The sequence below is a fragment of the Sphingopyxis sp. genome (assembly GCF_051861155.1).
GTDB lineage: Bacteria > Pseudomonadota > Alphaproteobacteria > Sphingomonadales > Sphingomonadaceae > Sphingopyxis.
The window spans coordinates 189,992-214,023 of sequence record NZ_JBHYDE010000003.1 but is presented as its reverse complement, the minus strand read 5'-3'; the positions used below and the strand labels follow the sequence as shown (position 1 = coordinate 214,023).

The following is a 24,032-nucleotide window of genomic DNA, read 5'->3' as shown; positions in this document are numbered from 1 at the left end:
TGGCGAAAGTGCCGCGCAGCGCGACATTTGCGGAAAATGTCAGGTGTTGTTGACACAGTCAGCGAATCATGTCATTTAGTCAATAACACCTGACATTCGGTCAGGGACGCATGACGGGATGCCGATGAACAATCAGCTGAAGGTGCTGCGCGCGATGCGGAACTGGAGCCAGGCCGAACTGGCCGACCGGCTCGATGTGTCGCGGCAGGCGGTGAACGCGATCGAGACGGGGAAATACGACCCGTCGCTGCCGCTCGCGTTCAAGCTGGCGCGGCTGTTCGCGATGCCGATCGAGGAGATTTTCGATGATGGCCATGAAGGACATGACGATGGCGAATGACCCGAGCGAGCGCCGCGCGCCGAGCATGATCTGGCCCGTCGCGATCGGCATTGGCACGGCCATGCTGGCAGGCGGTTTTGCAGGCTATAACGAAGCCGCCGCCGAACACGGCGACGCGGTGCTGGCGCCGTGGATCGGCCCGGTCGTCGCGATCCTGCTCGGCGGTCTGGCCTTGGCCTATTATGTCCGGCGCCATGCCGACTGGTTCCGTAAATGGTCACCGCGCAAGCGGCTGTACTGGATCAGCCTGACATTGTCCGGGGCGCTCGGCTTTGTCGCCGCCATGGTGATGCAAGCCGGGGGCGACGGACCCGAGGGGCTGTTCAGCAACGCCGCAATGACCCCCATGGTCGCTATCGGCCTGTCGGCGATGTGGGTGGTCGGGCTGACCATCGCGCTGGTCCTCTATCATCGCACCGTCGATGACCACGAGCGCCAGGCCTATCATCTCGGCGGGCTCGCAGGCTTTTACGCCTTCGTCTTTCCGTGCCCCGTCTGGTGGGTGCTGTGGCGCGCCGATCTTGCGCCCCCGGTCGAGGCGATGCCGCTGTTCGCGCTGTCGCTGGCCGCCAACGCTCTTTTTTACTTCTGGTTCAAATTTCGCTGACCGAATTGCTCTCCCCTTCCCCCACCGATCCGGCCATAAGGGCCAAATAAGAAAGGACATTCTCCCATGAAGACCTGGTTCAAGACCCTCGCCGCCACCTGCGCCGTCATTCCCTTTGCCCAGTGCGCGGTGCTGCCCGGCAGCAACATTGCCAGTGCCGCAGAACCGGCCGCGGCGGTGGCGCCGGCCACGACCGCGTTGACCGACGCCGATCCGGCGCTGTGGGTGGTGAAGGATGACGACACGACGATCTATCTGTTCGGCACCGTCCATGTGTTGAAACCCGGCCTGAGCTGGTTCGACGAGGCGGTGAAGACCGCGTTCGACAAATCGGACGAGATGATGCTGGAAATCGTCCTGCCCGAAGATCAGGCCGCGGTCGCGCAGACGATGATGCCGCTGGCGATGGACATGACCGGCAAGACGATCCCGTCGCGCCTGACCGCCGACCAGCTGAAGGCCTATCAGGCGGCGATGGTCAGCGTCGGGATGCCGGCGAACGCCTTTGACGCGTTTGAACCCTGGTTTCCGGCGATGACGCTGTCGATCCTGCCGCTGACCAAGCTTGGCTATGATCCCGAACAGGGCGCCGAAAAGCTGCTGACCAAATTTGCCAAGGCGGCGGGCAAGCCGATCGCGGGGCTGGAAACGCTCGAACAGCAGCTCGGCTTTTTCGACACCCTGCCCGAAACGCAGCAGGTCGCCTTCCTCAATTCGGTGGTGAAGGATATGGACAAGCTGGGGCCGACGCTCGACAAGATGGTCGTGCTGTGGGCCAAGGGCGACCCCGCCGGTCTGGCCGTCGCCATGAACGAGAGCCTGGCGGCGACCCCCGAACTTGCCACGACGCTGCTCTACGACCGCAACCAGCGCTGGGCCGACCAGATCAAGACGCGGCTGGCAAAGCCGGGAACGGTGTTCATCGCCGTCGGCGCGGGGCATCTGGCAGGCGAAAAGAGCGTGCAGGATTATCTGAAGGCGCGCGGGCTGACCGCCGAGCGGGTCCAATATTGACGGCGGATACGCATCTTGTCCGACATCGGGGTCGCCGCCTTGCGGCGGCCCTTTTGCCGTTTTTGCTAGCGGCGTGCGGCACCGCCGAGCCGGCGCCCTCGGCGCGCCCGGCGATGTGGCTGGTCGCCGACGCCGATACGCGCATCTATCTGCTCGGCACGATGCACGCGCTGCCGCGCGGGACCAGCTGGGACCAGGGCAAGGTCGCGGGCGCGATCGGCGCCGCCGACGAGCTGGTGATGGAATTGACCCCGGCCGAGCTGGCCGCGGCGGGCGACGAATTTCGCAAACTCGCGCCGCGCACGGCGCCACTGGCGATCGACGCGCGGCTCCGCGGCGCGGCGCTCGCCAATTACCGCGCGCTGGAGGATGACGGCAGCGATTTTGGTGGCGACGCGCTCGACGACTGGGCGGTGATGGTGCTGATGGGCCAGCGCGCCGCGCAGCGCGCCGACCTGTCCCCGGCCGCGGGGGTCGAAAACGGGCTGACCGAAAAATTCCAGGCGGCGGGCAAGCCGATCGCCGGGCTGGAAACCGCGCGGACCCAGCTGATGCTGTTCGAAACGCTCGACGCGCCGACCCAGCGCGCGCTGCTGATCCGCGCTGCCGAGGGGGCGGACGACGCGGCGGCCGAAGTCGCGGCGCTCACCGCCGCGTGGCGCCGCGGCGACGTCGCGGCGCTCGAGGCGATGATCAACGAGGACATCGACGCGGTCCCGGCGGCGCGCCGCGCGATCATCACCGACCGCAACCGGCGCTGGAGCGCCTGGGCCAAACAGCGGATGGCGGCGCCGGGAACGGTGCTGATGGCGGTCGGCGCGGGGCATCTGGTCGGCGCCGACGGGGTGCCCGCGATGCTGGCGGCCGACGGGCTGACGGTGACGCGGGTGCAATAGACTATCGGTTTTCAGCCACCGCGTGCTGCCCGCCGAACAGCCGCGCGATCGCATCGTCCAGATAGGGGCGATCGACGAACAGCCGCATCGGATCGCGGCGATTGAGCCAGAAGCCGGCGCCATGCCGGTCGGTGAGCGCGCGCCGCGTCGCATCCTGAAGCAGCCGCAGCCGCATCGCCGCGGTTCGCCGCGCAGTGCGCAAATCGGCCGCCGCGTTCAGCGCAAAATGCCCGCGGATCTGTTCGACCCGCGCCGCGACGACGTCGCTATACCCCTGATGCGGCCCGCGGTGCAGCGCATGGCCCGACAGCAGTGCCGCGGGCTCACACGCGGGCAGTACCAACCCGTTGCGCGGAAAATGATCGAGCGCAAAACCTTCGACCCGCAACGCGTCGAACATCGCCGCCATCTGGGTCCGATGGAGCAGCGCGATGGGGATCAGGTGGTGGCGCTGATAGCCGGGTTGCGGCGGCGGGGCGCCGTGCCAGCCGCGGCGCGGCATCAGATGACCCTAGCGATCGTGGCCGAACTCGACGACCACGGTCGATCGCTGCGCCCCGATGCGCGGCGACGGCGACAGGTCAATCCATTCGCCCGCCTCCAGCCCGCGCATCGTGCGCGCGTCGCGGATCGGGCCGTTGAGCATCATGTCGAGCGCGAGCCGCGACAGACGCCGCACCATTTCGGCCACCGTCCAGCCGCCCGGGATGCGCCCTTCCAGCTCCTGCCCCGCGAACAGCGCCAGCCCGCGCGTCCCCATGCTGGCGCCCGCCGCATCTTCGCGGCGCCGGAACGCGACCAGATGCAGCACCGGCGGCATCCCGCTGACCAGCATTTCGGCGATCGAGGCGCGAAATTGCGGCGCGTCCGACCACAGCCGCGCCGGCGACCAGAAAATATGGCTGGCGTCGAACAGGTCGATCAGCAGCACCATCATCTTGAAAAATTCGCGCATCCGTGCCGGTTGTTCGGTCGCCGCGGCGGCATCGGGGTCGGGGTCGGGGATGAAGATCCAGCAGTGCCCGGCGCGGCGCCAGTCGCGCGGGAGGCGGGCGGCGAGCAGGCTGGTTGACGGATGATCGGGGTCTGCGGTGTCGAGCGCCGCATCGGCGGCGCGGCCCGCCAGCACCGACACCGCGCCGAAATGCAGGCGAAAGCGCGGCGCCGCGATGCGCGCGGCGATGGCGGCATCCTTTGCGGTCAGGCGGTCGGGCCGCAGCCCCATATGGCGCAGCGCGGTTTCCAGCGCATCGTCGGCATCGCCCCGCCGCGCGGCGCCGACGATCAGCGCAAAGGGTTCCGGCGGTACCGGCAGGATCAGAGCGTCGCTGTTGCCCACGTCCATATCGCTCGCCGACCTCCATCGGTTGGCGCTTGCATTGCAAGACTGGCGGCAATGTTCAAACGCTTAATCGAACCTATCGGTAAGTTAATGTCGAGGCGCGGGTCAGATCGCGACCTGGCTGCCCAGTTCGACGACGCGGTTGGTCGGCAGGCGGAAATATTCCATCGCGCTTTCCGAATTGCGCAGCATCCATGCGAACAGCTTTTCGCGCCAGATCGGCATCCCCGGCTTGCTCGCCGCGATCAGCGTCTGGCGCGACAGGAAAAAGCTCGTCTCCAGCATCTTGAACTCGCCGCCACAGCTCGTCACCCGCTTCAGCGCATCGGGCACGTCGACCGGCTGCATGAAGCCATAGTTCAGGATCAGGCGGTGGAACCCCTGCCCCAGATCTTCGAGCGCGCAGTGATTTTCCTCGCGCACGAACGGCACGTCGGCGACCTTGATGGTCAGCAGGATGATCCGCTGGTGCAGCACCTTGTTGTGCTTCAAATTGTGGAGCAGCGCGTGCGGCACCCCGTCGCTGCTCGATGTCATGAACACCGCGGTGCCCGGCACGCGCGTCGCGCTGTTCGCCGCCGATTTGACGAACACCGGGATCGGCATCGCGCCCTCCGCCATTTCCTGCTGCATCAGCTTGCGCCCGCGCGACCAGGTCGTCAGCAGGGTGAAGATGATGAGGCCGATGACCAGCGGCACCCAGCCGCCGTCGGGCACCTTGATCAGATTGGCGCCGAAATAGGCGATGTCGACGATGAAGAAGACCGCGAGTACCGGCAGCGCCTTCCACGCCGGCCATTTCCACAGCGTGAAGAGGACGACCGAGAGCAGGCAGGTGTCGATGAACATCGCGCCGGTCACCGCGATGCCATAGGCGGCGGCGAGGTTGCTCGACGATCCGAAAAACAGCACCAGGATGATCACCATGATCATCAGGAACCAGTTGACCACCGGGATATAGATCTGCCCCGCCGCCGACGCGCTGGTGTGTTCGACGCGCAGGCGCGGGATGAAGCCGAGCTGGATCGCCTGCTGGGTCAGCGAGAAGGCGCCCGAGATCACCGCCTGGCTGGCGATGATCGTGGCGAGCAGCGCAAGGATGACGACCGGCACCTCGAGATATTCGGGCATCATCTGAAAAAACGGGTCGGAGATCAGGTCGGCGCGCGGCCCGGCTTCGGCAGCAAGCACCATCGCCCCCTGCCCCATATAGTTGAGCATCAGCGCGGGCAGGACAAACGCAAGCCAGCTGATCCCGATCGGGCCGCGCCCGAAATGCCCCATGTCGGCATAGAGCGCCTCGGCACCCGTCACGGCGAGGACCACCGCTCCCAGCGCGATGAACGCGGTAAAGCCATCGACATAGAAGAAACGCAGCGCATTCACCGGATTGATCGTTTCGACAATAATCCAGGGATTATCGGCGATGTGCATGATGCCCAGCCCGGCCAGGGTCAGAAAATAGAGCAGCATGATCGGCCCGAACAACGCCCCGACCTTGGCCGTTCCATGCGACTGAATCGCGAACAGGCCGATCAGGATCGCCAGCGCGATCGGCACGATATAGGGCGCGAAGCCCGGGTCGATATACCGCAGCCCCTCGGTCGCCGACAGCACCGACATCGCCGGGGTGATCATGCTGTCGCCATAGAACAGCGCGGTGGCAAACACCCCGAGCAGGATGATCGGCCAGGTCCAGCGCTTCTCGCCCGACGAGCGGCTGATCAACGCGAGCAGCGCCAGGCTGCCCCCCTCGCCCTTGTTGTCGGCCTTCATGATCGTCAGCACATATTTGAAGGTGACGACCAGCATCATCGACCAGAACACCAGGCTGAGCACGCCGTAGATGTGCAGCCGGTCGGGCTCGATCGGATGATGCCCGGCAAAGGTTTCGCGAAACGCGTAGAGCGGGCTGGTGCCGATGTCGCCGAACACGACACCGATCGCACCGACGGCAAGCTTCAGCTTGCCGTCGCTGGCATGGTCGTGGCCATAATGGCCGGCGTTGGCGGCGGTCGGAGCGGCGCTGTCGGCGCCGCCTGCCGCGGTGTGCGACTCAGCAGTCATCGCCAGCCATTAGACGAGCCGGAGGCGTTGGAATAGCGTCCATATCAGGGGGTTTGTCCCGATGCGGGCGGCAATTGCGGCCCCAGCGCCTGCCGCAGCTGCGCCAGCCGCATTTCCAGGTCGGGGCGCCAGGGCGCATCGGCGGGGCTGCGCGCGAGCAGCTCGCCCCACACCGCCTCGGCACCTTTCAGGTCGCCGCCCTGTGCCAGCGCCAATCCGGCAAAAAAGGGCGGCGCCGGGTGCGCCGGATCGCGGCGCGCCGCCTCGTCGAACGCCAGCGCCGCGGCAGGCGACATCATGCCGCCGCCATGCGCGGCGAGCGCATTGCCGAGCCCGACCCACAGATCGACATTGTCGGGATAGCGCTCCAGCCCCTTTTCCAGCGTCTGCGCCGCGAGTTCGGTCTTCCCGGTGCGTGCAAAGCCATCGGACATGCCCAGCCATTGCGCCGCGGGGCCGAAGCGATCGGCCATGCCCTGCCGCTGGTCGGTGATCGCATCGCCGAACCCCGCGGGCTCCTCGGGCGCGGCGACCGGCTTGCCGGGCAGCGCGGGGCTGCCCTGCAGCGCATAGCCCGCCAGCCCCAGCATGACCGCGGCGCCGGCGAGTGGCCGCGCCGCGGCGGGCAGCCTGCCCAGCACGAACATCGCAGCAATGGTCAGCAATGCCGCCAGCATGACCCACAGCCAGATCATGCGCCGTCCTCCGCATCGTCGCTCGCGCCGCGCCGGAAGCGCCCGAACGCCAGCCAGCCGCCGAGCAGCAGAAACAGCAGCGGCCCCAGCCACAGGAACGCGGTCGCGCCGTCGAACGGCGGATCGTAGCTGACCCAATTGCCATAGCGCGCGACTAGCCACGCCTTGATCTCGTCGGGGCTTTCACCCGCGGCAATCTTGCTGCGCACCTCGTGGCGCATGTCGCCGGCGAGCGGCGCGTCGCTGTCGGCAATCGACTGGCCCTGACAGACCAGACAGCGCAGCTCCTCCATCAACGCCTTCGCACGCGCTTCCTTCGCCGGATCGCGCAGCTGTTCATAGGCGTAGGGCGCCGGCGGCAGGCGGTCCTGCGCGGTCAGGGGGGCTGTGAACGCACCCAGCAAACCAAGCGGGACGAGCAGCAATCTCACTTCATCGCCTCCAGCTTCGCCACGATCTCGGGCACCTGATCCGCCAGAATCACGCCCTGGATCTGCTCGCGAATGACGCCCTTGCCGTCGATCAGGAAGGTTTCGGGAACCCCCGACGACCCGAGCGCGATCTGGACGCTGCTCTGCATGTCTGCCCCGATGCGGTCGAAGGGGTTGCCATATTCGCGCAGGAACATCGCGACATCTTCGGGCCGGTCGCGGATCGCGATGCCGTCGATCGGCACCCCCGCGGCCTTCAAGGCTTCCAGCTGCGGCGCCTCGGCGCGGCACGGGATGCACCAGCTGGCGAACACATTGACCAGCCGCGGCCGACCGTCGGCCAGCTGGCTGCTTTTCAGCCCTGCAACCCCGGTGGTCGCGGGCGGCAGGTCGAACAGCGGCATCGGCTTGTCGATCCACTGCGACTGGATCAGCGTCTCGGCGGGCGTGACCAGCCGGTAGATGAAGGCGCCGAACAGCAATCCCATGATCGCCAGCGGCACGAAAAGAACCCAGCGGTTGGTCATGGCGCGAAACGCTCCTGTGCTTTCCGGTTACGCCGGGCGCGCCAGATGCCCGGCAGTTGCGCGCGGCCGAGCAGCGACAGCGCGGCGCCCAGCGCGATCAGTCCGCCGCCAAGCCAGATCCACCACACCAACGGCTTCCACCACAGGCGGATCTGGTAACGGTCGCGCGTCCCGTCGTCGCTGGTGACCGGCTGTCCCAGCACCGCATAGAGCTGCCCGCCCGGGCGCGTCAGCAACGCCGCCTCGTTGGTCTCGGTCGGCGCGGTGCCCATCAGCCCGGGAAAGGTCCGCGCCTCGGGCCGCATCGTGAACGACGCCCCAGCCGAGGTCGTCGCGACCAAAGTCCCTTCGATCGCGGTATAGTTCGGCCCGGCGATGGGTTTGACCCCGACAAATTTGACCGCGAAATCGCCGACCTTCACCACGTCACCCGGCGCCGCAGCGACCAGCCGCTCCTTGATGAAGGCGCTTTCGGCGCCCATCCCCGCGAGGCACACCGCGACGCCGAAATGCGCGATCATCATACCCCAGGTCGGCAGCGGCGTGCGGCGAAGGTTGCGGCCCCACAGCGGCGCAAGGCTGGCGACGGCGACGACCCCGGCGACGGTCATGCCGAGCAGCGGCAATACCCCGACCTTCCCGCCGAACAGGATCAGCGCGAACAGCACCGCCGCCCCGGCGAAGATCGCCAGCGGCAGGCGCGACCACATCTTCTTGCCGTCGTCCCTGCGCCAGCTGAGCAGCGGTCCCGCGACCATCACCAGACACAGCGCCAGCGCCAGCGGCCCGGCGACGCGGTTGTAATAGGGCGGCCCGACCGAAATCTTCTCGCCCATCGCCTCGGCGACGATCGGATAGAGCGTGCCGAGCAGGACGAGCGCGAGGATCGTCGTCAGCAGCAGATTGTTGATCACCAGCGCGCCTTCGCGGCTGAGCAGCGCGAACTTCTTCCCCTCCGCCACGCTTCCCGCGCGCAAGGCGAACAGGGTCAGCGCGCCGCCGATATAGATCGCCATCAGGACGAGCAGAAACGTCCCGCGCTCGGGATCGACCGCAAAGCTATGCACGCTCGTCAGCAGCCCCGAGCGGACGATGAAGGTGCCGACCATCGACATCGAAAAGCCAATGACGGCCAGCATCACCGTCCACGCGCGCAAGGCATTGCGCGTCGCCGTCACCGCGACCGAATGGAGCAGCGCGGCGCCCGCGAGCCAAGGGATCAGCGAGACATTCTCGACCGGATCCCAGAACCACCAGCCGCCCCAGCCGAGCTCATAATAGGCCCAATAGCTGCCCGCGGTGATCCCGATGGTCAGGAAGATCCAGCTGAACAGCACCCACGGCCGCATCGCGCGGGCAAAGGCCGGGCCGATCTCGCGCGTGATCAGCGCGCCAACGGCAAAGCTGAACGCGACCGACAGCCCGACATAACCGACGTAAAGCGTCGGCGGATGGAAGGCGAGCCCGATGTCCTGAAGCAGCGGGTTGAGCCCCTGACCGTCGGGCGGCGCGACCGGCAACCGCTTGAACGGGTTCGACGAAAAGATCAGAAAAGCAAAGAAACCAAGGCCGAGTGCGGCCTGCGCGCTCAAGGTCGCGATCAGCGTATCTTCGCGCAACCGCTTTTCAAACAGCGCGATCAGCGCCCCCGACAGCGACAGGATCGTCAGCCACAACAGCATCGATCCTTCATGATTGCCCCATGTCCCGGCGATCTTGAAGATCATCGGTTTCAGGCTGTTGCTGTTGCGCGCGACCAGCTCGACCGACATGTCGGAGCGTATGAACAGCGCGATCAGCAGGCCGAACGCGGCCGCGGTAAGCACCCCCTGCGCGATGCTGGCCGGGCGGACGAGCGCGGCGAGATCCTTTTGCCCGCCGCGCAAATACAGCGTGCCCGCGACAAGCGACAGACAGGCGAGCGCCGCGGCGATCCACAGGAGCGCGAGGCCGAGTTCGGCGATCATATAGCCGTCGCCCCCGCGGAGGCGGGGGCCGCCGTCGGTTTACGCGGCGCGGGAGGAGTAGGCCGATAGCGGCCCCCGCCTTCGCGGGGGCGACGAATATTCCTCATACCACCGGCGCCTTCATATTCTTCGGCATGTCGCCCATCTGCGGCGGCATGTAACGCTCGTCGTGCTTCGCCAGGATACGGTCAGCGACAAACGTCCCGTCGGCGCGCATCCGGCCGTCGGCGACCATGCCGCTCTCTTCGCCGAACAGGTCGGGGACGATGCCTCTATATTCGACCGGTACCGACGCCTTGCCATCGGTTGCAACGAAGCGGATCGTCAGCCCGTCGCTCTGGCGCTCGATGCTGCCCGCGGCGACCATGCCGCCCAGCCGCATTGGTTCGCCGACGGTGGCTTTGCCGCCCTTGATCTCCACCGGCGTGCGAAAATAGGCCGCCTCGTCGCGCAGCGCACTGGCCGCGAGCACGCCCGCGCCCGCGATACCGGCCAGCGCGACCAGCGCCAGCACCAGCCGTTGATGCTTCGCTTTCATTTACGATCCCGCCGCAGCGCATCGCTGCGCCGCTCGGCCTTCGCCATCGCGCGCCAGCTCGACCACAGCACGCCGCCGGTCAGCAGGACGGTCAGCGCATAAGCCGCCGCCACATAGGCCCATTGGCCGCTGCCGCTGATCACCCCCGTCACGCTTAACTCCCCTCGTCGTCGGCCAGCCGCCGCAGCCGCGACGCGACGCGGTTGTCGGCGATGATCCGCCGCATCCGCATCAACACGATGGCGCCGAATAACAGCGAAAAACCGAGCAAGGTCAAGCCCAACGGCCACAGCAGCGCATTGTCGATGCTCGATCCGCGCAAGGTGATGCTGGGCCCCTGATGCAGGCTGTTCCACCACACGACGCTGCGGTTGATGATCGGGATATTGATCGCGCCGACCAGCGCATAGATCGCCGCGCCGCGCGACAGCGAGCCGCCCTGCCTTTGCCCCTCATCGCCATTGGTCAGCGCGATAAAGCCCGCATAGAGGAACAGCAGGACCAGCATCGACGTCATCCGCCCGTCCCATTCCCACCAGGTGCCCCAGGTCGGCTTGCCCCAGATCGATCCGGTCGCGAGGCACAGCGCGGTGAACAACATCCCCGGCACCGCAATCGCGCGCGCCGCGATTCCCGACAAGGGGTGGCGCCAGACGAGTTGCACCAGCCCGGCGATGGCAAGGCTGGTCCAGCCGCCCATACCAAGCCAGGCAGCGGGGACATGAATATAGAGGATCCGCGCGGTCTCACCCTGCTTGTAATCGCCCGGCACCTGCGTCAGCCCGGCCCACGCGCCCGCCAGCACGAGCAGCAGGCCAATACCGAGCAGCCATGGCGTCAGCGGCTTGGCAATCGCCAGAAAACGGGTCGGATTCGCATAAGCGTGCATCGGTTCGCGTCCTTAGGGGAGCGTGGCGTGAGGGTCCAGCGATTTGCCCGAGGTGGCGGGGTGGCGCTGTGTTGCCCGCGCGGCGCGCGGGCAACGGCTGCTTGCGACCGGTTGCTGCCGTTCGACACCAGCGAGGCACCCATTGATTGCCGCCATTCATTCAAATGAAGCGCTAACAGAAGGTTTGTTGTGGTTTGAAGACTGGGAAAGGGCCGCACAGACCGACTTCCAACAGTCGAAGGAGGCCGTTTTTTGCAGGGAAAGCCAGAATGGGCGTAAAAGTTGCGCAACCGATCAGACAGTTATTTTCGGATCTGCAAGGTTTGCTTTCATGCAGTTCACGCCCATTATACTACCGATGATTTCTGCAACGCTTCCCCCGAGCCCATCGCATTCGACCGGTTCGTTCGAGCCGATAGAGCGGGTCGCAAACCGGCTGGTCGGGGCAGCGTTTTCGCCGCATCGGCACGATACTTACACCGTCGCTTTGACTATGGCTGGGGTGCAAGCGTTCAATTATCGCGGGGCGATGCGACATTCGCTGCCTGGGCAGGTGCTAATCCTCCATCCCGAAGAAATACACGATGGACATTGCCGCGATGAGGCGGGATTCAGCTATCGGGCAGCCTATGTTCCGCCAACTCATGTGCAGACGGTGCTTGGAGGCGCGGAGCTGCCGTTTGTGGCCAACGGCGTCTCGACAAATCCCGCCTTGATCGCGGCGGCCATGAGCATGGTGACAGACTGCACGGGCGTCGAGGATCCCGGCGCTTATGAAGACGCTCTCTACGATCTGGCGCAAGCCATGAACGAGGTGGCTGGCAAGGTGGCAGCTGTGAGGATCGCCAACCGAACAGCCGTGATGCGGGCACGCGAATTTCTCGATTCCGCCGTCGTTTCCGGTGCGCGACTTGATGAACTTGAACAAGTGGCCGACTGCGACCGCTGGCAGCTTTCGCGTGATTTCCGGGCATTGCTTGGCACCAGCCCCTATCGCTATCTGCAGTATCGGCGGGTCGATCTCGCCAAGCAGCTCTTGCGCGAAGGCGCGAAGCTGGCCGATGCTGCCCATGGGGCTGGCTTTGCCGATCAGAGCCATTTTGGCCGCACATTCCGCAAGACCGTTGGCCTCACGCCGAAGCAATGGCTTCGTTCGGACTTGTTCCGCACGATCATTCTATAGCCGTCCGCTGCCAGCGGGTAGCTGCGGCGGCATGACACAGATGATCTTTTCCGACGAACCGGCCAAGGGCTGGATACCGCCGAGTATCGCCGCCCCCTTTATCTGCATTTTCCTTCTTGTCATCAGCATGTTGCCGGGTGATCTCGGCCTCGCATATCTCGGCTTTACTGAGCCGATGGGCGCCCCGCGCGGACCTTTGGGCTTTTTCCTGATGCTGGTTTCGTTCATCGCCTTCGGGCTTGCGATATCTGGCTGGGTTCGCTGGGTCGAAAAGAGAAGCCTCGCCAGTGTCGGACTTTGCGGCGATGGGCGGCTGAAAAAGTTCCTGACCGGACTGGCCGTTGGCATAGCGATGATGGGCGCGATCGTGACGGCGATAGCCCTTTCCGGCGGATACCGTGTCGCTGATCTGGCCCCCGCCTTTGCCAGCCCCGCTGCGCTTGGCGGGGTCGCCTTGTTGCTTGCCGGCTTTGCCGTACAAGCGAGCGTGGAGGAGTTCGTCTTTCGCGGCTGGCTGTTCTCAACCATCATGCGGCGTTGGAACATGACTGCCGCCTTCATATTGTCGTCCGCCGCTTTCACCTTTGTTCACTTTTCGCCCAGAGCAACGCTGCTGGAGTTGGTCATGACCTTCATCTTCGCGATTTTCGCCTGCGCCTGGGTGCGGTATTCGAATTCGATCTGGGGGGTGATGGGCTGGCACGTCGGCTGGAACTGGTTTGGGGGCACCGGCTTTGATGTGCCGATTACGGGTTTGGATACCGGTCTGCCCGCACTGGTGGTGAAATTGGTGCCTGTCGGGCCGACCTGGCTCAATGGTGCCGGGGAGGGACCGGAAGGGAGCGTGTTTACGCTTGGCCTGCTGACCGTGGCTGGCCTGATCCTGCTGTTGCTTGGAAGGTCGCGCGAACCAAACCGAATCGATCCGCCACGTTCAGAACACCAACCCTAGCCGATTCGCTCCACAAGACCTTAGGGGACGGAAGGTCGGTAAGATGACCGAGCCCGAGAGCGCACCTGCAAAAGGCCGTCAGTGCGCTGACGGACTTGGCCCGCTGAGATTTCGCCGAATTCTGTGACCAGAGCCTTTCAAGTGAGGTGCAAACACCGAACGCCTCGGAAAAGGCGGAAAACAAAGATTCGAGACCCAGCTTCTATTCAATCAAAAGCGAACAGGGCCTAGGATACCGCGTTGAGCTATGCCAACCATCTGAATCGACGTCGCGGTTGGCGGATTGGAAACGGCAGTTTTCGCAATTTCCCGCCCAAAACCAAACAGTCAACACCCCGCCCCAACCCGGCCAAATCCTGCGCTCACCCCTCGGGCCGGGTCCAGATCCAGCTGCCCCCCACCGCTGCGGCGATGATCGGCGCCATCATCCACGGCCACGGCGCAAACAGCAACGCCAGCACGATGCTGAACGCAAAGGCGACGCTCGCTGCAATCTTGCCCTTACGGCTTATCGCGCCCTTTTCGCGCCACGCCAGAATGTGATGACCAAAAGTCGGATGGCTCAGCAGCCACGCCTCCAGCCGCGGCGACGATCGCGCGAAGCAAAAGGCCGCGAGGATGACGAAGGGCACCGTCGGCAGCAGCGGCAGGAACGCCCCGATCGCGCCGAGCGCGAGCGACGCCCAGCCGCCGACCAAAAACAAATGCCGCTTCATTGGCGGTGGCTTAGCGGAAATTTAGGGACGTGCCAGCCTTCGCCTAAATGGCGCACCCCAAATCCGTTCGTGCTGAGCTTGTCGAAGCACCGTCCTTCTTCTGGCAGCGTCAAAAGAAAGAACGGCCCTTCGACAGGTTCAGGGCGAACGGAATCTGGGTACCGTCCTTGCGACTACCCCCGCCCGATCAGCTTCTGCGCCATCCGGTCGGCCACTGCCGACGCCGGGGTGCCGCTCGCCTTGCTCTCGGCCCAGATTTCCGCCAGCCGCCCTGGGATCAGGTGGATGCGGCTTTCGACTTCGTCGCGGCTACCATGCCCCAGATATTCCAGCGCAACGTTGATGATGCCGCCGGCATTGATCACATAATCGGGGGCATAGGTGATGCCGCGGTCGTGGATGCGCTGGCCGTCGGCGGCGGTCGCGAGCTGGTTGTTGGCGCCGCCCGCGACGATCGGCACGCGCAATTTTTCGATGCTGCGCTCGGTCAGGATCGCGCCCAGCGCATTGGGGCTGAGCACATCGGCCTCGATTTCCATGATCGCCGCCGAATCGGCAAGATCGGCGCCCAGTTCCTCGGCGAGTTCCTTGGCGCGCGCCAGGTTGACGTCGGCCAGCGTCAGCTTCGCGCCCTCCGCCGCCAGCCGCCGCGCGACGCCGCCGCCGACGCTGCCGACACCTTGGATCGCGACGCGCACGTCACGCGCGCTGTCGGCGCCCAGGCCCTGCTTGATCGCCGCCTTGATCCCCAGATAGACGCCGAGCGCGGTCAGCGGGCCGGGGTCGCCGCCCGCCGCGCCGCTCGCCACCGGCAGGCCGCTGACATGCTTGGTATGCTTGGAAATCGCGACCATGTCGGCGTCGGACATGCCGACATCCTCGGCGGTGACATAAGCGCCGCCCAGCGATTCGACCGCGCGGCCGAACGCCGCGAGCAGTTCGGGGGTCTTCGCCGCGCCTTCGTCGGCCAGGATGACGCCCTTGCCGCCGCCCATCGGCAGCCCCGCCATCGCATTTTTATAGCTCATGCCGCGCGACAGGCGCAGCGCATCGGTGATCGCCGCCGCGCGCTGCGGATAGTGCCAGTAGCGCACCCCGCCCGCGCCGGGGCCAAGGTGCGTCGAATGGACCGCGATGACCGCCGTCAGCCCGCTGGCCCGATCGCGGAACATGTGGATATGCTCATGATCGTCGAAATCGGCGAAATCCCAGACTGCGGACATGGACTCAATCCTCGCGTTAAAAAATTACGTCAGAGCGTAATAATCAGACGCGAGCGCAGAGTCACGCCGAAACGCTGCCCGAACGATTGTCAGCAGGAAATGGGGCGACCAACGGGGCTCGAACCCGCGACCTCCGGTACCACAAATCACCTCGCCTGCAAGCATAAGACGCTTTTCTAGGCGTTAGCGGCTGGTCTCTACTCGACACACCCGCCACCAAATCGAGAACATCGCAGGAACACGCAGCCTCTTGGGTTCAAGTGAACTTAGGAGCACCGTTCCTGTCTGAACCCCAGAAAAGGAGAAGAACATGATCGACCGCATCACCGTGAAGAAGAAGGGCAAGAACGGCATCGTTGCCACCACCCGCATCGACTTGGTCCGGGATCGCGATCAGCGCCGGGGCTTGGCGAACGCCATCAAGGGCGCGCTGTTCGGTGGCAAGAGCACCTTCCGGCGCAACCACGATCGCGGCGCCGCTGCGTTGGCTGCTGCTAGGGCCTAGCACGCAACACTTGGGCAATCGCCTGCTTGCGGCGTAGCTCCACCAGCCTCGGCTCCGTGGTGTTCATGCGCCGCTTCGCCTCCACCTTCGACATGCCCCCGCTTGCCATCAGTTCAACCCCGGTGGCGACTAGCGCCTGCTGCTGCACGTAGCAGTCGGCGAGGGCAGCGTCGGCAATGTCCTCGGCTGGTGCCTGCTTAGGTGCCAGCTCGATGACGCTGTCCGTGATGCACAGCTCCCATGCCAGCTTGGCAGCGTCCATGTTCTGCACGGCTTGCTGGTCAGCCCAGCTCAAGTCCGGGGCAGCTTGCATCATCAGGGTCAATAGCAGCGACATAGGCGATCTCCTCCAAGGGGCGCCGCCCTTACCCAGATTATCCCCCAGTTTCAAGGAGACATCCCATGAACGGTACTCTCAACGCCGCATCGGCGTCCTCGCTTCTCCGCCGCCTCAAGGAAACGGAGTTCTCTCTGGTCCATCACCGGCTTGGCCGGGAGGGCAAGGAACAGCACCTAGGCACCATCCGGTCCCTCCGCAACGAGCTGGGGTTCGAGCAGCTCCCGCCGTACAACAGCACGGCCTTCTGCCGGTGGTCTCAGCACGTCTCGACCCGGGGCGACGAGGGATCGCCCTATCCGAGCCGCCTGTTCGCCACGGAGCCGAGACGCGGTCGAGCCTACCAAGAAGCCCGCAGGCAAGCGGCATGAGCCTGCCCTCGCTGACCTGCCCCGAGTGCGGGAGCAGCGAGGGTCTCTATGTCCGAGCCGACCTGCGCTGGATGCCCGAGGAGGGTGCCTTCAAGCTCCTCCCGGACATCGAAGAACCGATCGACTGTACGGCCTGCGACCACCGCTGGTGGTGGACCGACACGGGCATCGACCCCCTCGTGAGCGCCGGGATCAAACCCGCGTAACTCTCCCACTCTCCGACCCCCAAATGCAATTCTGACAAGAGGAGGCAGCTATGCCCAAGATGACGCGCACCCACTACAACCTGATCGCCGACGCCACCAACCAGATCATCGCGATGTTCTCCGAGCTGCTGCCCGAGAACGCCCCGGTCATCAAGGCGAAGGCTGCCCAGCTTATGACGGACGCCGTCGCCGGCACCACCAGCCAGTTCAAGGCTGACCGGTTCAAGGGCCGCTGCCTCGGCATCCGGCAGGGGCGGTGACATGAGCACCCAGCGCATAATCGACGCCGCCCAAGCCCTAGTGGACGCGGTGGACGGGGACATATTCACGGACGCCCCAGAGTGTACCGAGGCGGTCCAAGCGGTGTTCTACGCCGCCCGGCTAGTCGAGATCGCGATCCTCGCGAACACCAGCACGGTCGCCGTCACCTTCACCGCCGCTGACGTACCGGACTTTGTCGCCGATCCTGCGGACTTCATGGATCGCAACGGCAAACACATCCGGGACCGCCTGATCGAGCTTGGCAACGAGGTCATCCACGATCTCGCTGGCGAGGAGTTCGACCCGTTCGAGGAGGACTGACATGGCCGGGATCATCATAAAAGACCGAGCTGCCGTGCTGGCGAGGGTTGTGGACGACATGACCACCCGCTGCCTGAGCGACCCCGCACTTAACCGCTGACGCTCTCGCCTCTAAGGTGTGGGCAGGTATGCAACGGCGCGAGGTCGAGACTGTTGGCGAGGTCGTCGAGGCCTATCTCAACCAGCTCGGAGGCAAATATCAGGAGACCCGCAAGCGGGAAGCGTGGATCGCAGCAAAGCCCTTCTGGAGCAGCCGCAAGATCACGGAGGTCGAGGAGGCGCACAGCGCCGAGTACCTCAAGTGGCGCAAGCGAGCCGTCAATACCATGCGGCAAGAGCTGTCGCTGGTTCGCACGGCGCTGCGCTGGGGCTGCGACAATCGGCTGACCGATCGAACGCCCAAGGTCCTCGTACCCGACCCGCCTGAGACCAAGGTGACGCACCTTACTAAGGCGCAGTTTCGCACCTTCCTCAATGGCTGTGTAATGCCCCACGTCAAGCTGTTCGCGGCGCTGGCTGTCGCCACCGGGGCGCGCAAGACCGCCCTGCTCCAGCTCCAATGGGATCAGGTTGATCTAGACCGAGGTATCATCGTGCTCAAGCGGGATGAGATCGAAACCCACGCAGACGGGACGGTGCAGCAGCGGAAGAACCGCGCGACCGTCCCACTCAACGACCAGATATTACCCTTGCTCCGCGAGGCTAAGGAAAGTGCGATGACCGACTACGTCATTGAGCATCGGGGCCTGCCCGTGCTGGACGTCAAGAAGGGTATCGCCCTCGCCAGTCAGCGTAGCGGGATTAAAGCCCACCCGCATATGTTCCGGCACTCCGCCGCTGTGTGGATGGCCGAGGATCGCGTCCCCATGCCCGAGATTGCGTCCTTCCTAGGTCACCGGGACATCAACGTAACCACCCGGGTGTACGCCAAGTACAGCCCGGACTACCTCAAGAAAGCAGCAAGGAGCCTGACATGGTAGTCCTGTTCACGCCGACGTGCTGGGCCGAAGCGTTGCCACTCATCCGAGCGGAGAACGCCGAATGGGCCGCAAGGTGGGCAATTGCCAAGGCGAAGGAAGCCACCCGAGCCGCAAACCGCGCGAAACGCCGGATTGTAGGGACTACCGGGATCGAGGTCGCAAGGTCCAGTAGCAGGTCCATTGCCTTAGCGTAGGTTCAGTTGAACCTTAGACCTCCGGTCCTGCACTAGCAAAACTGGCGGAAAAGGTGGGGCGACCAACGGGGCTCGAACCCGCGACCTCCGGTACCACAAACCGGCGCTCTAACCAACTGAGCTATGGTCGCCACACACGCGGCGAGGGCGCCAGAAGCGGCCTCGACAGCGCGCGGCGAATAGGCGCGCATCGCCCCGTTCGTCAAGCATTGTTCGCACGCGCTTCCCTGCTAAATAGCGCGTCATGGCTGCAAATGATCCTGTCGACATGGCGACCTCGGGCGCCGACCGCACCGCAGCGCGGCTTGCCGCGGTCGCCGGTATCCGCCGCGCGCCGACGCCCAAGCTCGAACAATATATGCTGCCCGGCTTTCTCGACGCCGAAACCTGTGCCGGGTTGATCGCGCAGATCGACCGCGATGTGCGCCCCTCGACGATCGCCGATCCCAATGGCGACGAGGCGTTTCGCACCAGCACGACGTGCGACCTCGACCACCGCGACCCGCTGGTCATCGCGGTCAACAATCGCCTCCACGACCTCACCGGCATTCCGCTCGCCTATGGCGAACCGATGCAGGGTCAGCGTTACGACGTCGGGCAGGAGTTCAAGGCGCACACCGATTATTTCGACCCGCACGGCGCCGACTGGGAAACCTATTGCGCCATCCCCGGCCAGCGCAGCTGGACCTTGATGATCTACCTCAACGAGCCGGGCGCGGGCGGCGCGACGCGCTTCCTCGCCACCGGCAAGCTGCACCAGCCCGAGCTTGGCAAGCTGCTGGCGTGGAACAATGTCCGCCCCGACGGCAGCACCAACGCCGACACGCTCCACCACGGGATGAAGGTGCGCAAGGGGCGCAAATATATCATCACCAAATGGTTCCGCGAACGGCCCTGGCCGTGGGCGGAGGGGGAGTTGGGCTGACCCACCCATAACCCCGTTCGTGTCGAGCGAAGTCGAGACACCATGAACAGCGCGTGCGGCATGTCCCTCGACTTCGCTCGGGACGAACGGAAAACGGGAGTCGGCGTTAACCGACTCCCAACTCCCAACAGGTTACCGCACCAACCGATACTGAAAATTCAGCGTCAGCGTGTTCGACACGCGACCCGGCTCGACCGGCGTCGCCTTCCCCGCCGCATCCATCGCCTGCATCCGCACCATCGGCATCGGCGGGTTCGGGCCAAAGCTGCCGCCTTCGCTGAGCGACACCAGCTCGGCGCCGCGGAAACCGGCGAGCCGCGCATAGTCGGCCGCCTTGGCTTCGGCCGCCTTGATCGCGGCGCCGCGCGCGCCGACCAGCTGCGCGTCAGGGTCTTTCATGCCGAACGACGGGCCATCGATGTTCGTGCCGCCCGCAGCAACGAGGGCGTCGAGCAGCGGACCGATGTCGTCGATCTTCGACGTCGTCGCGCGGACCGTGTTCGACACCTGATAGCCCAGAAAGCGCGGCGGCTGGCCGTTGCCCTGATTGTTATAATCATATTGCGGCGACAGGCTGATGCCGCTCGTCTGGATGTCCTCGGCCTTGATGCCGCGCTTCTTCGCCGCGGCGATCAGCTTGTCCATCGCGGCGGCGTTCAGCCGCATCGCCTCGACCGCGGTCGGCGCGGTGGTGGTCACCCCGGCACCGACAGTCGCCTGATCGGGGCGCGAGCGCACTTCCTCGCTGACCGAAAAGGCCAGGATCGGTCCCTGCGTCGTTGCTGCGGTCACCGTCGACCCTCCCTGCTGCGCAAAGGCGGGCGCTGCCGCCATCATGGCCAGTCCGGCCGCCATCACGGTGAACAATTGCTTCGTCATGTCATTCTCCTGCCGGCCGGACCCCCGGCCATTTCCGATTTCCGACCCGTAACGCAGACGGACCAGACCCGTTCCGGCCTTTGTGCGCACGGCGCTTGCATGATGCTGAACACCTCAGTAGCGAGCCGTTCATCATGGCAGCTCCCATTCTTTCATACGAAGGCCTTGGCCTTGTGCAGGGCAGCGGCTGGCTGTTCCAGGATCTCGACATCTATGTCGGCGAGCGCGACCGGCTGGCGCTGATCGGCCGCAACGGCGCGGGCAAGACGACGTTGCTCAAATTGCTCGCGGGACAGATCGACGCCGACAAGGGCAAGCGCGTGATCGTCCCCGGCACCCATGTCGTGATGCTCGAACAGGAACCCGATTTTTCGCGGTTCGCGACGCTGATGGATTTCGCCGTCGCCGCGCCGGACGCGCCCGAGGCGTTCGAGGTCGCCGCGATCGCCGACCAGCTCGGCATCGACATGTCTCGCACTGCCGCCAGCGCGTCGGGCGGCGAGCGCCGCCGCGCCGCATTGGCAAGGGCATTGGCGCAGAACCCCGACGTGCTGCTGCTCGACGAACCGACTAACCACCTCGACCTCGCCGCGATCGACTGGCTCGAGAGCTGGCTGGCGCGCTACACCGGGGCGTTTGTCGCGATCAGCCACGACCGCACCTTCCTCACCCGCCTGACCCGTCAGACCCTGTGGCTCGACCGCGGCAGCATCCGGCGCAAGGAAATCGGCTTCGGCGGTTTCGAGGAATGGAGCGATGCGGTCGCCGCGGAAGAAGCCCGCGCCGCCCAGCGCCTGGATTCGAAACTGCGGCTCGAGGCGCACTGGCTCGAACGCGGCGTCACCGCGCGCCGCAAGCGCAATCAGGGCCGCCTCGAGAAGCTGAAGGAAATGCGCGCCACCCGCGCCGCGATGATCGGCGGCCCCGGGGTCGCCAAGCTCGGCCTCGCCAACGACGACGTCCGATCGAAATCGGTGATCGTTGCCGAGGGGGTCGCGAAAAGCTTTGGCGACCGCGTCATCATCAGGGACTTCGATTTCCGCGTCCAGCGCGGCGACCGCATCGGCATCGTCGGCGCGAATGGCGCCGGAAAGTCGACCCTGCTCAAGCTGCTGACCGGCGAAATCCAGCCCGACAAGGGCAAGATCACCCTCGCCCCGACGCTCGACGGCATCATCATCGACCAGCAGCGCAGCCTGATGTCGCCCGACAAGACCGTGCGCGACATTCTCTCCGACGGCGGCGACTGGATCGAGGTGCGCGGGGTCAAAAAGCATATCCAGGGCTACCTCAAGGAATTTCTCTTCGAACCCGGCGTGGTCGAGGCCAGCGTCGGCGCGCTGTCGGGCGGCGAACGCTCGCGGCTGCTCCTCGCGCGCGAATTCGCCCGCGAATCGAACCTGCTCGTGCTCGACGAGCCGACCAACGACCTCGACCTTGAAACGCTCGACCTGCTCCAGGAAGTCATCGCCGACTATGCCGGCACCGTGCTGCTGGTCAGCCACGACCGCGACTTCCTCGACCGCACCGTCACCGTGACGCTCGGCCTCGACGGATCGGGCAAGGTCGACATCGTCGCGGGCGGCTATGCCGATTGGGAAGCCAAGCGGGTCAAGCCGAACGCCGCGAAGGCCAAGGCCGCCAGCGCTGCCCCCCCGCCCCCACCGACCGCGCGCAAGAAATTGAGCTACAAGGACCAGCGCGATTACGACCTGCTGCCAGGACGGATCGCGGCGATCGAGGCTGAAATGGCCGCGATCGAAAGCGACCTGTCCGACGGCAGTCTATTCACGCGCGATAACACCCGTTTCAATGCGCTGACAAAGAAACTCGACACGCTCCGGGACGAAAAGACTGTCGCCGAAGATCGCTGGCTGACGCTTGCCGAAGAGGTTGAAGCGCTGGGATAATCTCGCAGTTGCACGGCCCACCTTCATTCGCCACAAGGGTCGAGGGGGATGTGGGCATGACGGATTTTACGGAAACACCGGAACTGAAGGGCGTCGCCGGCTGGCTGCGTCTCTTCGTGATCATCCTCGCGGTGATTTCGCCGATACGCGCAATCCTTCAGACAGCCACTCTGCTCCAGATCGACCCAGCGATAGAAGCCCAATTGGGGCGCGAATGGGCGATCTACGAAGGCTTTACCTGGTTCCTGACGGCGGCGACGGTCGCCGCGACGTTCTATTTCGCCTATCGCCTCATTTGGGTGCAGAACCGGTCGACGGTCCGCCTCGTCATCCGGGGCTTGTGGATCGTCACCGTCGGAGCGCTCGCGCTCGACTTTATCGTGGCGGGCGCGCTGTGGCCCGAGGATATTGCCCAGATCAACGCCGAATATGTGAAAGGCGTTTTCCAGTCGCTGGTCTTTGCCACCATCTGGTCGCTCTATCTCGCCAAATCGCGGCGCGTCGCCAACACATGTGTCGATGACGAGCACGAGGCCCAGCGTATATTCGGCTAGGTTCACCCCACCCCGTAAAACCGTGCCAGCCGGTCCAGCGCCAGCCCCAGCACGAGCTTCCCCGACCGCGCTGGCCACCCCAACCCCTTCTCGGCCCCGCCTATCCCCTCACCCGCACAAATCACCCGCCAACAAATGTCGGCCAAGCCCGGCCCCGCCGCATCGAGCGCGCCATGAAAACGCCGATGCGCGTCGATCCGCGCCAGCGAGGCGTCCGCCGCGCGCGCGCCGCCGCGGCTTTTCGCGGGCGGCGCCGCGTCCCAACGCATCGTCACCCGCGCCGCGAGGCCCGCGCGCTCGTAATCGGCGCGCAGCCGTTCGCCCGCATAAAGCTGCGCCTGCGTCAGATGCCCGCGCGCGGCCAGCCATGCGATCGGGCTTTCGGCCATATTGATCGTCACCTGCCGCATCGCTTGCAGGCCGGTCTTGGCCGGGTCGATGCGGTCGTCGGGGTGCGGGCGGGTGGCAAGCTGGCGTGTCGTCATTCCAATCTCCTTAAACAGAAGACCGGGCTTGACACTGGAATAATTTGTAGGAAAGAAGAAACCGATTTGGTTATTTGAGGGTTTTGCGATGATCAACAGCATTCGCTCCGTCCGCCGCGCCAAGGGCCTGACGCTCGAAGAGGTCGGCGCGCGCTGCGATCCGCCGACCACCGCGCAAACGATCGGCCGCCTCGAAACCGGCACGCGCACCCTCTCGCTCGGCTGGATGAACCGCATCGCCGCGGCGCTCGGGGTCGATGCCGCCGAGCTGGTCCAGCTGCCGCAGGATACCCAGCTGACGATCACCGCGCACCTCGGCGCCGACGGCGCGCAGGCGCCGACGCGCGTCGAGCAGGCGCTGACCGCGCGCCCGGGCGAGGATATGGTTGCGGTGCGCGTCACCTCGTCGATCGGCGATTATCGCGCCGGCGACGAAATCTGGTGCCGCCGGATCGCGGGCGACTGGACCAGCGCGCTCAACCGCGACCTGCTCGTTCCGCGCCCCGCCGGCCGCTTTTTCTTCGCACGGCTGCTCAACGTCGACGGCGAGAAATTGCACCTGCTGCCGCTGGGCACCGGCGCCCGGCAACAGGTCGTCAGCAACCCGCCTTGGGCGGCGGTCGCGGTGCGGTTGATCCGGTCGCTCTAATCCAAGTCCGTTCGCCCTGAGCTTGTCGAAGGGCCGTCCTTTCTTCTACCGACGCCAAGGAAAAACGG

General features: G+C 65.3%; 31 protein-coding genes and 1 tRNA gene. 16 read left to right on the top strand and 16 right to left on the bottom strand.

Annotation, left to right across the window (positions count from 1 at the left end):
• Window positions 1-124: 124 nt before the first annotated feature.
• The 4 genes from ACTIFP_RS07030 (at window position 125) to ACTIFP_RS07015 (ending at window position 2,857) form a co-directional block, all read left to right on the top strand.
• Complete coding sequence (locus tag ACTIFP_RS07030) at window positions 125-340, top strand: helix-turn-helix transcriptional regulator (protein ID WP_137753487.1); 216 nt, start codon at window positions 125-127, stop codon at window positions 338-340.
• Entirely contained in the window at window positions 306-947 is a 642-nt protein-coding gene (locus ACTIFP_RS07025; protein WP_439568003.1) for a hypothetical protein, read from the top strand. The genes ACTIFP_RS07030 and ACTIFP_RS07025 overlap by 35 nt, the downstream gene beginning before the upstream one ends.
• Before the next feature lie 66 nt (window positions 948-1,013).
• The gene (locus ACTIFP_RS07020) at window positions 1,014-1,961 is read left to right on the top strand and encodes a TraB/GumN family protein (RefSeq protein ID WP_439568002.1); all 948 of its coding nucleotides are present in this window, start codon (window positions 1,014-1,016) and stop codon (window positions 1,959-1,961) included.
• A 53-nt stretch (window positions 1,962-2,014) separates the two neighbouring features.
• The gene (locus ACTIFP_RS07015; RefSeq protein ID WP_439568001.1) at window positions 2,015-2,857 is read left to right on the top strand and encodes a TraB/GumN family protein; all 843 of its coding nucleotides are present in this window, start codon (window positions 2,015-2,017) and stop codon (window positions 2,855-2,857) included.
• A 1-nt stretch (window position 2,858) separates the two neighbouring features.
• On the opposite strand, the gene ACTIFP_RS07010 is transcribed toward ACTIFP_RS07015, so the two are convergent.
• From ACTIFP_RS07010 to ccmC, 10 genes are all read right to left on the bottom strand, one after another.
• Window positions 2,859-3,359, bottom strand: a complete 501-nt coding sequence (locus tag ACTIFP_RS07010; RefSeq protein ID WP_439568000.1) for an AHH domain-containing protein — start codon at window positions 3,357-3,359, stop codon at window positions 2,859-2,861.
• Between the two features lie 9 nt (window positions 3,360-3,368).
• Window positions 3,369-4,202, bottom strand: a complete 834-nt coding sequence (locus ACTIFP_RS07005) for a hypothetical protein (RefSeq protein WP_439567999.1) — start codon at window positions 4,200-4,202, stop codon at window positions 3,369-3,371.
• A gap of 102 nt (window positions 4,203-4,304) precedes the next feature.
• Window positions 4,305-6,266: a potassium transporter Kup gene (locus tag ACTIFP_RS07000; RefSeq protein WP_439567998.1), complete on the bottom strand. Its 1,962-nt coding sequence runs from the start codon at window positions 6,264-6,266 to the stop codon at window positions 4,305-4,307.
• Window positions 6,267-6,310: 44 nt separating this feature from the next.
• Window positions 6,311-6,961: a tetratricopeptide repeat protein gene (locus ACTIFP_RS06995; RefSeq protein ID WP_439567997.1), complete on the bottom strand. Its 651-nt coding sequence runs from the start codon at window positions 6,959-6,961 to the stop codon at window positions 6,311-6,313.
• A complete protein-coding gene (locus ACTIFP_RS06990; RefSeq protein WP_439567996.1) occupies window positions 6,958-7,392 on the bottom strand; it encodes a cytochrome c-type biogenesis protein in 435 nt (144 codons plus the stop codon). Before ACTIFP_RS06990 ends, ACTIFP_RS06995 begins: the two co-directional genes overlap by 4 nt.
• Window positions 7,389-7,919: a DsbE family thiol:disulfide interchange protein gene (locus ACTIFP_RS06985; protein WP_439567995.1), complete on the bottom strand. Its 531-nt coding sequence runs from the start codon at window positions 7,917-7,919 to the stop codon at window positions 7,389-7,391. The genes ACTIFP_RS06990 and ACTIFP_RS06985 overlap by 4 nt, the downstream gene beginning before the upstream one ends.
• Window positions 7,916-9,886 (bottom strand): heme lyase CcmF/NrfE family subunit, encoded by a 1,971-nt coding sequence (locus ACTIFP_RS06980; RefSeq protein ID WP_439567994.1) that lies wholly within the window; start codon window positions 9,884-9,886, stop codon window positions 7,916-7,918. The genes ACTIFP_RS06985 and ACTIFP_RS06980 overlap by 4 nt, the downstream gene beginning before the upstream one ends.
• 103 nt (window positions 9,887-9,989) lie before the next feature.
• The gene (ccmE, locus tag ACTIFP_RS06975; protein ID WP_439567993.1) at window positions 9,990-10,424 is read right to left on the bottom strand and encodes a cytochrome c maturation protein CcmE; all 435 of its coding nucleotides are present in this window, start codon (window positions 10,422-10,424) and stop codon (window positions 9,990-9,992) included.
• Complete coding sequence (locus ACTIFP_RS06970) at window positions 10,421-10,576, bottom strand: hypothetical protein (protein ID WP_439567992.1); 156 nt, start codon at window positions 10,574-10,576, stop codon at window positions 10,421-10,423. The genes ccmE and ACTIFP_RS06970 overlap by 4 nt, the downstream gene beginning before the upstream one ends.
• A 2-nt stretch (window positions 10,577-10,578) precedes the next feature.
• Window positions 10,579-11,313 carry a heme ABC transporter permease CcmC gene (ccmC, locus tag ACTIFP_RS06965; RefSeq protein ID WP_439567991.1) on the bottom strand — a complete coding sequence of 245 codons (735 nt, stop codon included), beginning with the start codon at window positions 11,311-11,313 and terminating at the stop codon, window positions 10,579-10,581.
• A 142-nt stretch (window positions 11,314-11,455) separates the two neighbouring features.
• Here ccmC and ACTIFP_RS06960 point away from each other — a divergent pair, with 142 nt between their 5' ends.
• Together ACTIFP_RS06960 and ACTIFP_RS06955 are read left to right on the top strand one after the other, a co-directional pair.
• Complete coding sequence (locus ACTIFP_RS06960) at window positions 11,456-12,496, top strand: AraC family transcriptional regulator (RefSeq protein ID WP_439567990.1); 1,041 nt, start codon at window positions 11,456-11,458, stop codon at window positions 12,494-12,496.
• Window positions 12,497-12,527: 31 nt separating this feature from the next.
• On the top strand, window positions 12,528-13,448 hold the full coding sequence (locus ACTIFP_RS06955) for a lysostaphin resistance A-like protein (RefSeq protein WP_439567989.1): 921 nt from the start codon (window positions 12,528-12,530) through the stop codon (window positions 13,446-13,448).
• Between the two features lie 362 nt (window positions 13,449-13,810).
• Here the strand turns inward: ACTIFP_RS06955 and ACTIFP_RS06950 are convergent, their stop codons facing one another.
• Window positions 13,811-14,164: a YbaN family protein gene (locus tag ACTIFP_RS06950; RefSeq protein WP_439567988.1), complete on the bottom strand. Its 354-nt coding sequence runs from the start codon at window positions 14,162-14,164 to the stop codon at window positions 13,811-13,813.
• Between the two features lie 173 nt (window positions 14,165-14,337).
• The gene (locus tag ACTIFP_RS06945; protein ID WP_439567987.1) at window positions 14,338-15,387 is read right to left on the bottom strand and encodes a Glu/Leu/Phe/Val family dehydrogenase; all 1,050 of its coding nucleotides are present in this window, start codon (window positions 15,385-15,387) and stop codon (window positions 14,338-14,340) included.
• 310 nt (window positions 15,388-15,697) lie between these two features.
• Here ACTIFP_RS06945 and ACTIFP_RS06940 point away from each other — a divergent pair, with 310 nt between their 5' ends.
• Window positions 15,698-15,892: a hypothetical protein gene (locus ACTIFP_RS06940; RefSeq protein ID WP_439567986.1), complete on the top strand. Its 195-nt coding sequence runs from the start codon at window positions 15,698-15,700 to the stop codon at window positions 15,890-15,892.
• On the opposite strand, the gene ACTIFP_RS06935 is transcribed toward ACTIFP_RS06940, so the two are convergent.
• On the bottom strand, window positions 15,882-16,229 hold the full coding sequence (locus ACTIFP_RS06935; RefSeq protein WP_439567985.1) for a hypothetical protein: 348 nt from the start codon (window positions 16,227-16,229) through the stop codon (window positions 15,882-15,884). The two genes, ACTIFP_RS06940 and ACTIFP_RS06935, sit on opposite strands and share 11 nt — an antisense overlap.
• A gap of 65 nt (window positions 16,230-16,294) precedes the next feature.
• On the opposite strand from ACTIFP_RS06935, the gene ACTIFP_RS06930 reads away from it, so the two are divergent.
• The 5 genes from ACTIFP_RS06930 to ACTIFP_RS06910 all read left to right on the top strand — a co-directional run bounded on the left by ACTIFP_RS06930 (window position 16,295) and on the right by ACTIFP_RS06910 (window position 18,368).
• Window positions 16,295-16,600 carry a hypothetical protein gene (locus ACTIFP_RS06930; protein ID WP_439567984.1) on the top strand — a complete coding sequence of 102 codons (306 nt, stop codon included), beginning with the start codon at window positions 16,295-16,297 and terminating at the stop codon, window positions 16,598-16,600.
• Window positions 16,597-16,806: a hypothetical protein gene (locus ACTIFP_RS06925; RefSeq protein ID WP_439567983.1), complete on the top strand. Its 210-nt coding sequence runs from the start codon at window positions 16,597-16,599 to the stop codon at window positions 16,804-16,806. The genes ACTIFP_RS06930 and ACTIFP_RS06925 overlap by 4 nt, the downstream gene beginning before the upstream one ends.
• A gap of 50 nt (window positions 16,807-16,856) precedes the next feature.
• On the top strand, window positions 16,857-17,066 hold the full coding sequence (locus tag ACTIFP_RS06920; protein ID WP_439567982.1) for a hypothetical protein: 210 nt from the start codon (window positions 16,857-16,859) through the stop codon (window positions 17,064-17,066).
• Between the two features lies 1 nt (window position 17,067).
• Window positions 17,068-17,388 carry a hypothetical protein gene (locus ACTIFP_RS06915; protein WP_439567981.1) on the top strand — a complete coding sequence of 107 codons (321 nt, stop codon included), beginning with the start codon at window positions 17,068-17,070 and terminating at the stop codon, window positions 17,386-17,388.
• Between the two features lie 128 nt (window positions 17,389-17,516).
• Window positions 17,517-18,368, top strand: a complete 852-nt coding sequence (locus tag ACTIFP_RS06910; RefSeq protein ID WP_439567980.1) for a tyrosine-type recombinase/integrase — start codon at window positions 17,517-17,519, stop codon at window positions 18,366-18,368.
• Window positions 18,369-18,616: 248 nt separating this feature from the next.
• On the opposite strand, the gene ACTIFP_RS06905 is transcribed toward ACTIFP_RS06910, so the two are convergent.
• A tRNA-His gene (locus ACTIFP_RS06905) sits at window positions 18,617-18,693 on the bottom strand.
• Window positions 18,694-18,806: 113 nt separating this feature from the next.
• Here ACTIFP_RS06905 and ACTIFP_RS06900 point away from each other — a divergent pair.
• Window positions 18,807-19,487: a prolyl hydroxylase family protein gene (locus ACTIFP_RS06900; RefSeq protein ID WP_439567979.1), complete on the top strand. Its 681-nt coding sequence runs from the start codon at window positions 18,807-18,809 to the stop codon at window positions 19,485-19,487.
• 132 nt (window positions 19,488-19,619) lie between these two features.
• Here the strand turns inward: ACTIFP_RS06900 and ACTIFP_RS06895 are convergent, their stop codons facing one another.
• Window positions 19,620-20,366, bottom strand: a complete 747-nt coding sequence (locus ACTIFP_RS06895) for an SIMPL domain-containing protein (protein ID WP_439567978.1) — start codon at window positions 20,364-20,366, stop codon at window positions 19,620-19,622.
• A gap of 134 nt (window positions 20,367-20,500) precedes the next feature.
• On the opposite strand from ACTIFP_RS06895, the gene ACTIFP_RS06890 reads away from it, so the two are divergent.
• Together ACTIFP_RS06890 and ACTIFP_RS06885 are read left to right on the top strand one after the other, a co-directional pair.
• A complete protein-coding gene (locus ACTIFP_RS06890) occupies window positions 20,501-22,276 on the top strand; it encodes an ABC-F family ATP-binding cassette domain-containing protein (RefSeq protein ID WP_439567977.1) in 1,776 nt (591 codons plus the stop codon).
• Between the two features lie 56 nt (window positions 22,277-22,332).
• Entirely contained in the window at window positions 22,333-22,830 is a 498-nt protein-coding gene (locus ACTIFP_RS06885; RefSeq protein WP_439567976.1) for a DUF2569 family protein, read from the top strand.
• Between the two features lie 2 nt (window positions 22,831-22,832).
• Here ACTIFP_RS06885 and ACTIFP_RS06880 read toward each other — a convergent pair whose 3' ends face one another.
• Window positions 22,833-23,315 (bottom strand): DUF6456 domain-containing protein, encoded by a 483-nt coding sequence (locus ACTIFP_RS06880; RefSeq protein WP_439567975.1) that lies wholly within the window; start codon window positions 23,313-23,315, stop codon window positions 22,833-22,835.
• A gap of 88 nt (window positions 23,316-23,403) precedes the next feature.
• On the opposite strand from ACTIFP_RS06880, the gene ACTIFP_RS06875 reads away from it, so the two are divergent.
• Window positions 23,404-23,964 carry a helix-turn-helix domain-containing protein gene (locus tag ACTIFP_RS06875; protein ID WP_439567974.1) on the top strand — a complete coding sequence of 187 codons (561 nt, stop codon included), beginning with the start codon at window positions 23,404-23,406 and terminating at the stop codon, window positions 23,962-23,964.
• The last annotated feature ends 68 nt before the right edge of the window (window positions 23,965-24,032 follow it).